Here is an 8,296-nt window from a genome sequence, read left to right as displayed (position 1 = left end):
TGTGACCGGGACAGGCCAGGCGACGGGTGAGACCGCGCGCAAGCGCTGATCGCGCCGTGACACCAATCGAGCGCGGCGACTTGGCACGCCGCACACGGGCGGCCGGAGCGATCAAGGCCGAGAAATCGTCACGAAGGCATGCCTTCCATCTCCACCACCGAGCACGCGTAGCGCCGGTCATGATGTTACCCGCGAGCCACACGGTCTCCGCAGGATGCATGCGAACGCCAGATATCGTCGCGATCTCGTGTCCGCACGCGAAACGAATGCCTCTTTCCGTGCGTTGGCTCCATGCCGTCTTCGCTTGCGCATGGTTGATTGACGGAAGTCATGGCAGCCCGTCGCGTGATCCGAAACGGTGGGCGAGCCGGCAACGGTGAAGGTGGCGCGCGACGATAAGCCGGTTTTCGAACCGCGAAAACGAGGGAGTGCACCACATGACTGAGCAGTTGATGATCCCGCATGAATGCCGCGTCGTCGTCGGCGATGGCCGCAAGGTGCTTGTTCTATGCAATCACGGCTCACCCATCGCGCCGGATCTGCGGGTCGAGGATGTCTTCAGGGCGCCCGAGAACCCTGCGACCCATGAACAGGGTACCGACAAGCCTGGTCGCGCCATGGGCGTCGATGTGCGTCGCTCGGGCGTCGGCCAAACCGACTGGCACCAGCTCGCCGAACAGCGCTTCGCCAAGGAAATCGCCGAGACCCTGGAGCGCATTCGCCGCGAGCGGGGCGTGAAGAGTTTCATTCTCGTCGCCCCACCGAAAATCCTCGCGGAATTGCGGAAGGACATCAGCCATCAGGTGCGTGATCTGGTGGTGGCCGAGGTGGCGAAGGATCTCACCGGCCACCCCGTCCCCGATATCCAGAGCAATCTCGCCGATTGACGGATGTCACGCCTTGGCGGGCTTGTCCTGCGGCGCGACGGCGTATTGCGCGTCATCGACCCGCTCGAGCCATTCCACATGCACACCGTCAATATGCTCATGAATGGCGATATGCGTCATGGCCCGGTCGGGCGCAGCGCCGTGCCAGTGCTTCTCGCCCGGCGGAATCCAGACGGAATCGCCGGGCCTGATGACCCGCACCGGCCCGCCCCAGACCTGGATGCGCCCGATTCCGGCGACCACATGCAGCGACTGGCCGAGCGGATGCGTGTGCCAGTTGGTGCGCGCGCCCGGCGAGAAGATCACGCGGACCGCCTTGGCGCGGGCCGGCTCGGGCGTCTCCACGATCGGATCCTGCCAGACTTCGCCGGTGAAATATTCCTCCGCCACGCGGCGCGAGGGCCGGGATTCGGCTCTGAAGATATCCATGAAACGCTCTCTCCCTGTTAAGCAGCCGATTGGGCCGCAAGCACGCGCCGGGGTCAAGCCGCGTATCGCGACACGCCGCTTTGCGCTGCTGCAATGGCACGGCATCCAAAGCTTGCGCGGAAGCCTTTGCCAGATGCATCAATCCGGGCCATCATCGCGATGTCATGAGCACATCATCGATCCTGTCCCCCTCCCCCGCCCGCCGCAGCATCGCGCAGCCCCGCACCTGGACCGAGTCCTATGGCGTGGCGCGCCATCCGGTCTGGCTGTTCGGCGCCGGGCATGTCGGGCGCGCGCTCGTTCTCGCACTCGCGCCGCTGCCCTTCGCGCTCACCTGGTGCGACAGCCGCGAGGGCGCGTTTCCGGCGCATATCCCGGCCAATGTCACGCCCCTGCGCCACGATGCGCCGGATGTGCTCGTCGGACAAATCCCTGCCGGCGCCCTCGTCCTCGTGATGAGTCACAGCCACCCGATCGATCTCGCTGTCACGGCGGCGGCGCTGGCGCGCGATGATCTGCCCTTTGTTGGGCTGATCGGCTCGAAAACCAAGCGCGCGCGTTTCGAAAAACGCTATCGCGAACTCGGCATTACCGATGAGCGGATTGCTCAGCTCTCCTGCCCGATCGGAATCGCGGGCATCGCCGACAAGGATCCCGCCATCATCGCTGCCGCGACGGCGGCGCAATTGCTTGCGCTGCGCGAAACGCTGCCCCATCAGGAGATCACGGACCATGCATGACGACGATGCCCGCTTCCTCGCCCATGCGGTGCGACTCTCGCGCGAGCATATGAACGAGGGCGCCGGCGGGCCCTTCGGGGCGGTGATCGTACGCGACGGCATGGTCCTCGCAGAGGGCTGGAACCAGGTCACCTCGACGAATGACCCCACGGCGCATGCGGAAGTGGTCGCAATCCGGCGCGCCTGCGCGGCGGTCGGTGATTTTTCCCTCAAGGGTGCCGTGCTCTATACCAGCTGCGAACCCTGCCCGATGTGCCTCGCCTCGGCCTATTGGGCGCGCGTGGCGCGGATCGTCTACGCCAATACCCGCGCCGATGCGGCGGCGATCGGGTTCGACGATTCCTTCATCTATGACGAGATTCCCAAAGCCCCGGAGGCGCGCAGCCTGCCGATCAGCCACCATCCGAACGCGGATGCCAAAACCGTGTTCGAGGCCTGGCTGAACAAGCCCGACAAGATCGCCTACTGATCGTCTTCACCTACTGATCTTCCTGGCCCCCGCCCTGCGCGCAGCGCTTCGAGCACATGGACCCGCAGAGCCGAGGAAAGATTCTCCTCTGCGCGCCCCGCATCGATCTCGGCGACGAGTTTCTGCAAGGCGATGCCGCGCGCCGACGCGATGCGGCGCAGCTCCTCCCAGAACGGCTCCTCCAGCGAGATCGAGGTGCGGTGGCCGGCGATCGCGATGGAGCGCTTGATGACGCCGCGCGGCCGGTCAGTCATTGCCGGGCCCTTTATCATCGGCATCGTCACCATCCCGCGTGCCGAGGCGATGGCCTTCGATATGGGCCGCATCGCGGGCGCGTTCGCTCTCGGTGAGCTGTTTCTCGCTCTTCCTGCGACCGAATTTCACCCGGTTGTCGGCGGCTTCGCGCTCCGCCTGTACCCGCGCCTTGCGCTTGCGGAACTGACGCAGATTGACGACATCACCGTTCATCGCCTCACCTCTTCGTCTTCGGCGCCTTTGCCGCGATCATGTCCTGCGGGCGCACGATGGTATCGAAATCTTCCGCCGAGATCTTGCCGGAAGCGAGCGCTTCCTCACGCAGAGTGGTGCCTTTCTTGTGGGCCGCTTTGGCGATATCGGCGGCGGCGTCGTAACCGATCGTCGGCGCGAGCGCGGTGACGAGCATCAGCGAGCGTTCGAGCAGATCGGCGATGCGCGCGCGGTTGGCGCTGATGCCGGTCACGCAGTTATCGGTGAAGCTGCGCGCGCCGTCGGCCAGCAGCCGGATGCTCTGGAGCATGTTGAAGGCGATTACCGGCTTGAACACGTTGAGCTCCAGATGCCCCTGCGAGGCGGCGAAGGCGATCGTCTGGTTGGCGCCCATGACCTGCGCACAGATCATGGTCAGCGCTTCCGCCTGCGTCGGATTGACCTTGCCCGGCATGATCGAGGATCCGGGCTCGTTTTCCGGCAGCGACAATTCCGCCAGCCCCGAGCGGGGGCCCGATCCGAGCAACCGGATATCGTTGGCGATCTTGAACAGGCCGGTGGCGAGCGCGGTGAGTGCCCCATGGGTGAAGACGAAGACATCGTGGCTCGCCAGCGCCTCGAACTTGTTCGGTGCCGTCTCGAAGGGCAGATCGGTGAGGCGCGCGATTTCCTGTGCAAAGCCTTCGGGGAAATCGGGGTGGGCGTTGAGCCCGGTGCCGACGGCCGTGCCGCCCTGGGCGAGGTCGAGCATCGCCGGCAGGCTCGCCTCGATCCGCCCGATCGCATGGGCGACCTGCGCGGCATAGCCCCCGAATTCCTGCCCCAGCGTGATCGGGGTGGCGTCCTGCATATGGGTGCGCCCGATCTTGATGATGTCGGAGAATTCCTCCGCCTTGCCGGCGAGCGTTTCGTAAAGATGCATGAGGGCCGGCAGCAGGCTGTAATGGATCTCCTCGACGGCGGCGATATGCATCGCGGTGGGGAAGGTGTCGTTGGAGGACTGGCCCATATTGACGTGATCATTGGGATGGACCGGCGCCTTCACGCCGCGTCCGGCGCCGAGCAGCTCGTTGGCGCGGTTGGCGATCACCTCGTTGGCGTTCATGTTGGACTGTGTGCCCGAGCCCGTCTGCCAGACCACGAGGGGGAATTCCGCGTCATGCCTGCCGTCACTCACCTCCTCCGCCGCGGTGACGACGGCATCGGCAACCTTTGCATCGAGCAGGCCGAGCGTATGATTGGTGCGTGCCGCCGCAAGCTTCACCAACCCGAGCGCGCGCACCATCGGCCTTGGCATGCGCTCATGGCCGATGCGGAAATTCTGGAGGGAGCGCTGCGTCTGCGCACCCCACAAGCGATCGGCAGGGACGGCGATCTCGCCGAAGCTGTCGGTCTCGATACGGGTTTCGTTTTCAGCCATGCTCTTCCTCCTGCACTGTCAACGCCCCACATCATGGGTCGTTCGGCCCGAATCGTGTGGCCGTGGAGCATACCATGACGCAAGCAGCCCCGATCGGCGAACCCGGGATCAGCGATATGACTGACACGTCAATGCCCGATACGGGCCTGCGCCCACCCGCGCCAGCGCCACGCGACCGACCGCCGGATCTCTTCGGCTTTCTCTCTGCAGCGCGCAGCAACCCGCTGAAGACCTGGACAAAGGCCCATTTCGAAAAGCCGATCCTCTACGGCAAAGGCTTGATGGGCCGCGTGCTCGTGCTCAACGAGCCGCAGGCGATCCGGCATGTACTGCTCGACAACGCCTCCAGTTACCGCAAGGACGACCTGCAACGCCGGGTGCTCGCCCCCGGTCTCGGCGAGGGTCTGCTCACCGCCGAGGGCGATGAATGGAAGCTGCTCAGACGCACGCTGGCGCCATTGTTCTCGGCGCGCAATGTCACCGGCTTTCTCGCGATCATGGATGACAGCGCGCAGCGCCTCGTCGCCCGCCTCACGCGGCGCCTGCCGCGCGAGCGCGACATGTCGCTGGAAATGACCCGAGCCACCCTCGACGTGCTGGAGCGCACGATCTTCACGCACGGGCTCGACCGCGACCCGGATGCGCTGTCGCGGGCGATCACGCGCTTCTTCGAGGCTGTCGGCCCGATCGATCCGCTCGATGTGCTGCGCATGCCCGACTTCCTGCCCCGGATCGGGCGCCTGCGTGCCCGCCCCGCCATCCGCTTCTTCGAGGAGGTGGTCGGCGAACTGATCACCCGCCGGCGCGCCCTGATCGAAAGCGGTGCGGATGCCCCGCGGGATCTGCTCACCCTGTTGCTGGAGGCGCGCGATCCGGAGACCGGGGAGCCGCTCGACGAGATCTCGATCCAGGCCAATATCGTCACCTTCATCGGCGCCGGCCACGAGACCACCGCCAATGCATTGACCTGGAGCCTCTATCTGCTCGCCCGCGCGCCGGAATGGGCGCAGGCGATCCGTAAGGAGGCCGATGCTGTTCTCGGCGACGCTCCCGCGACGCCGGCGGCGCTCGACAAGCTCATGCATACCCGCGCCGTTCTGGAGGAAGCGATGCGGCTCTACCCGCCGGTTCCCTTCATGAGCCGCGAGGCGATGGCACCCGACCGGATCGCCGGGATCCGCGTGCCGAAGGGGACGCTGGTCACCATCGCGCCCTGGGTGCTGCATCGGCACAAGACGCTATGGCACGCACCTGACGTGTTCGATCCCAGCCGATTCCTGCCGGAGCGTCGCGCCGATATTCCGCGCTTCGCCTATCTGCCCTTCGGCGCCGGCCCACGTGTGTGTATCGGCCAGAGTTTTTCGATGCAGGAAGCTATTCTCATCCTCGCGCGGGTCCTGCGCGCCGTGGAGCTCTCGCTGTCGGGGGATGGCGCCGTCGAACCGCTGCACCGGGTCACGCTGCGCCCGGATCGCCCGGTGATGATGCATCTGCGCGCACGGCGCGATTGACGCGGATGGATCAAGCGGGTGCGCCGAAACGGCATCTGTGTGACCTAACGCCTGGCCCGCCCCTCGGGGAAGGCCCACGCTCCATGAAGACCGCGCCCGGCCTACCCTTTCCTCGTGCAGAGAGGTCGGGGGTGGGGAGAGCAAACGAAAAAAGGGCCGCTCCGGAGAGCGGCCCAAGTCTAGGGAGGAAACGCCCAAGGAGGGCGATGAGTACCGCGACGCCGTCGCGTTACCGCACTGCAATAAGGTAGTCCCTGCCCGCCTGTTATCCAAGGTCAAAAGGTCAGCATCGCTGCCCGTTTTTTGAGCCCCTTGCCGAAAATGCAGACGCGCATTCGTTGAAATCAACATGCCGTCCCGACGGGAAATTACAATCTTAAATCAATATTCATCTTGTTTTCGCATGATCAGCATCACGGTTCAGCCTGATTTACCGCTTATCCGGCGCAATGATGCGTTTTGCGATTGGTGAAGCGTGATCAATGATCGGTGACGCGCATGACCACTTACACGAATAGCCCTGCTCACGAACGGAATACCTCCGCCGGCCCGGAGGCTTCCGCGCCTCCGAATGGCGGCCTGGTGCGCAGCGTCGATGCCGCCATCGACGCGATCCGCGCCTGCATCGACGAACGCGAGCGCAGGCCGACGACGCTCGCGCGCCGGTGCCTGGCGGTTCATCACGCGGCGGCTCGCCTGCGGCGCAGGATCGGCGACGGCGTTCAGCCGTAACGGTGCAGCGCGCTGCCATGGCGTTTGAGCCATGCTTCCGCAGCATCCGTGTGCGGACACAATCCACGCAGAACCTTCCAGTAACGCGGCGAATGGTTCATTTCCGCCAGATGCGCCACTTCATGCGCGGCGAGATAATCCAGCACCATCGGCGGCGCCAGAACCAGCCGCCACGAGAATGACAGATCCCCCTGCGCGGTACACGATCCCCAGCGCGAGCGCGTATCGCGCAGGCTGATCCGCCGGGCGGGGCGACCGAGCGCAGCAGTGTACCGGGAGACCGCCCCGGTCAGATCGCTGCGCGCCTCCCGCTGGAGGAATTCGCGCACGCGCTTGCCTACGAATTCGGCCTCTCCAGCCACCGCGATGATCGGCGCGCCCTGCGCATCGCTGGTGGCGCGCGTCGGTCCGCGCACCCGCGACCAGTGCACGATGCGATGGGCCACGTCCCGAAGCGGCACCTGCGCCCCGTGCTCCAGCGTGACGCGATCGGGCAGCCTGTCCACCCGGCTCGCGATCCAGCCGCCATGCGCCCGTGCGAAGGCGAGCGCCTGTTCCAGCGCCGCGTTCTCGGGCATGGTCAGGATGATCTCACCGCTGGCCTGGCTGACCCGCAGGCTGATCCGGCGCGCCCGCGCATTGCGCCGCAGACGCACGGGATAAACGCAGTCGCGATGTGCGATCTCGACGCGCTCGGGATCGACCGGGGCAGCGGAGCGGGGCATGAGATCACGGATCAGGTTGCGCATGCATTGCTCCGGTGGCGCCGACTGTCGGAATTCGGCTTAAGCCGTTCTTAACGCAGCATGCCGATTCGGTACAAATACGCCGACGAGAATGCCGCATCGGCTTTGTTCTTAACACCCGCTTTACCTTCGTGTCGCAAATTGCATCGAAACGAGACAATTGCACAACCAAAGCAACCGGGAACCCCCATGGCCACCACCGTTCTGATCGTCGATGACGACCCCGTCCAGCGCCGCCTGCTGGAGGCGATGATCCGCCGGTTCGGCTACGATCCGCTGGTCGCGTCGAGCGCCGATGAGGGGCTGAACCTGCTCGCAGCAGAGGATGGCGGGCGCATCAAGGTGGTGGTGCTCGATCTCGTCATGCCCGATCTCGACGGTATCGGCATGCTGGAGCGCATGCGCGCGAATGGAAGCGAAGTGCCGGTTATCGTGCAGACCGCGCATGGCTCGATCGATACGGTCGTCTCGGCCATGCGCGCGGGCGCCATCGATTTCGTGGTCAAGCCCGTCGGCGCCGAGCGTCTCGAAGTCTCGCTGCAGAACGCCCTGCGTGTGGACGTGCTCGAGGACGAGATCCGGCGCATGCGCCGACGCGCTTCCGGCACCCTCACCTTCAAGGATCTGGCTTCGCGCAGCACCGAGATGGGCCGCGTCATCCGTCTGGCCGAGCGCGCGGCGAAATCCAACATCCCGATCCTGATCGAGGGCGAATCCGGCGTCGGCAAGGAGGTGCTCGCCCGCGCCATCCAGGGTTCGAGCGACCGCAAGGGCAAGCCCTTCGTCACGGTGAATTGCGGTGCGATCCCCGAGAATCTGGTGGAATCGACCCTGTTTGGCCACGAGAAGGGCGCCTTCACCGGCGCCACCCGCGCCCACAAGGGCCTGTTCCAG

Annotated in this window: 11 protein-coding genes; 6 read left to right on the top strand and 5 right to left on the bottom strand. The window is 65.5% G+C overall.

All coding sequences use genetic code 11. The annotated features are described in order from the left end of the window. The first annotated feature begins 437 nt into the window (after positions 1–437). Entirely contained in the window at positions 438–887 is a 450-nt protein-coding gene (locus tag VKP01_RS12830; RefSeq protein ID WP_324412880.1) for a host attachment protein, read from the top strand. A 6-nt stretch (positions 888–893) separates the two neighbouring features. Here VKP01_RS12830 and VKP01_RS12825 read toward each other — a convergent pair whose 3' ends face one another. Then, positions 894–1,316 (bottom strand): (R)-mandelonitrile lyase, encoded by a 423-nt coding sequence (locus VKP01_RS12825; RefSeq protein WP_324412878.1) that lies wholly within the window; start codon positions 1,314–1,316, stop codon positions 894–896. 164 nt (positions 1,317–1,480) lie between these two features. Between VKP01_RS12825 and xdhC the strand changes: the two genes are divergently transcribed. Then, the gene (gene xdhC, locus VKP01_RS12820) at positions 1,481–2,056 is read left to right on the top strand and encodes a xanthine dehydrogenase accessory protein XdhC (RefSeq protein ID WP_324412876.1); all 576 of its coding nucleotides are present in this window, start codon (positions 1,481–1,483) and stop codon (positions 2,054–2,056) included. Continuing rightward, entirely contained in the window at positions 2,049–2,525 is a 477-nt protein-coding gene (locus VKP01_RS12815) for a nucleoside deaminase (protein WP_324412874.1), read from the top strand. Before xdhC ends, VKP01_RS12815 begins: the two co-directional genes overlap by 8 nt. Here VKP01_RS12815 and VKP01_RS12810 read toward each other — a convergent pair. Genes VKP01_RS12810 through fumC form a run of 3 tightly spaced genes read right to left on the bottom strand, consistent with a single transcriptional unit; the run spans position 2,519 to position 4,413 of the window. Next, entirely contained in the window at positions 2,519–2,779 is a 261-nt protein-coding gene (locus VKP01_RS12810) for a ribbon-helix-helix domain-containing protein (RefSeq protein ID WP_324412872.1), read from the bottom strand. The genes VKP01_RS12815 and VKP01_RS12810 overlap by 7 nt on opposite strands. Then, complete coding sequence (locus VKP01_RS12805) at positions 2,772–2,993, bottom strand: DUF4169 family protein (protein WP_324412871.1); 222 nt, start codon at positions 2,991–2,993, stop codon at positions 2,772–2,774. The genes VKP01_RS12810 and VKP01_RS12805 overlap by 8 nt, the downstream gene beginning before the upstream one ends. Positions 2,994–2,997: 4 nt before the next feature. Further along, the gene (gene fumC, locus VKP01_RS12800; RefSeq protein ID WP_324412868.1) at positions 2,998–4,413 is read right to left on the bottom strand and encodes a class II fumarate hydratase; all 1,416 of its coding nucleotides are present in this window, start codon (positions 4,411–4,413) and stop codon (positions 2,998–3,000) included. A gap of 74 nt (positions 4,414–4,487) precedes the next feature. On the opposite strand from fumC, the gene VKP01_RS12795 reads away from it, so the two are divergent. Both VKP01_RS12795 and VKP01_RS12790 read left to right on the top strand, forming a co-directional pair. Then, entirely contained in the window at positions 4,488–5,924 is a 1,437-nt protein-coding gene (locus VKP01_RS12795; RefSeq protein ID WP_414706579.1) for a cytochrome P450, read from the top strand. A 582-nt stretch (positions 5,925–6,506) separates the two neighbouring features. Next, complete coding sequence (locus VKP01_RS12790; protein ID WP_324412866.1) at positions 6,507–6,656, top strand: hypothetical protein; 150 nt, start codon at positions 6,507–6,509, stop codon at positions 6,654–6,656. On the opposite strand, the gene VKP01_RS12785 is transcribed toward VKP01_RS12790, so the two are convergent. After that, a complete protein-coding gene (locus VKP01_RS12785; RefSeq protein ID WP_324412864.1) occupies positions 6,647–7,405 on the bottom strand; it encodes a SprT family zinc-dependent metalloprotease in 759 nt (252 codons plus the stop codon). The two genes, VKP01_RS12790 and VKP01_RS12785, sit on opposite strands and share 10 nt — an antisense overlap. A 186-nt stretch (positions 7,406–7,591) precedes the next feature. Between VKP01_RS12785 and VKP01_RS12780 the strand changes: the two genes are divergently transcribed. After that, on the top strand, positions 7,592–8,296 hold a 705-nt coding region (locus VKP01_RS12780; protein WP_324412862.1), incomplete at its 3' end, for a sigma-54-dependent transcriptional regulator.

Origin of the sequence: Saliniramus sp., from assembly GCF_035311605.1 — a bacterium.
Classification (GTDB): domain Bacteria; phylum Pseudomonadota; class Alphaproteobacteria; order Rhizobiales; family Beijerinckiaceae; genus Saliniramus.
The sequence above is the reverse complement of the archived record's forward strand: the minus strand, read 5'-3'. Positions and strand labels throughout refer to the sequence as shown.

Coding starts and splice junctions, on each gene's coding strand:
- VKP01_RS12795 (WP_414706579.1), top strand. CDS start 4,488: ATGACGCAAGCAGCCCCGATCGGCGAACCCGGGATCAGCGATATGACT.
- xdhC (WP_324412876.1), top strand. CDS start 1,481: ATGAGCACATCATCGATCCTGTCCCCCTCCCCCGCCCGCCGCAGCATC.
- VKP01_RS12785 (WP_324412864.1), bottom strand. CDS start 7,405: ATGCGCAACCTGATCCGTGATCTCATGCCCCGCTCCGCTGCCCCGGTC.
- VKP01_RS12815 (WP_324412874.1), top strand. CDS start 2,049: ATGCATGACGACGATGCCCGCTTCCTCGCCCATGCGGTGCGACTCTCG.
- VKP01_RS12805 (WP_324412871.1), bottom strand. CDS start 2,993: ATGAACGGTGATGTCGTCAATCTGCGTCAGTTCCGCAAGCGCAAGGCG.
- VKP01_RS12825 (WP_324412878.1), bottom strand. CDS start 1,316: ATGGATATCTTCAGAGCCGAATCCCGGCCCTCGCGCCGCGTGGCGGAG.
- VKP01_RS12810 (WP_324412872.1), bottom strand. CDS start 2,779: ATGACTGACCGGCCGCGCGGCGTCATCAAGCGCTCCATCGCGATCGCC.
- fumC (WP_324412868.1), bottom strand. CDS start 4,413: ATGGCTGAAAACGAAACCCGTATCGAGACCGACAGCTTCGGCGAGATC.
- VKP01_RS12830 (WP_324412880.1), top strand. CDS start 438: ATGACTGAGCAGTTGATGATCCCGCATGAATGCCGCGTCGTCGTCGGC.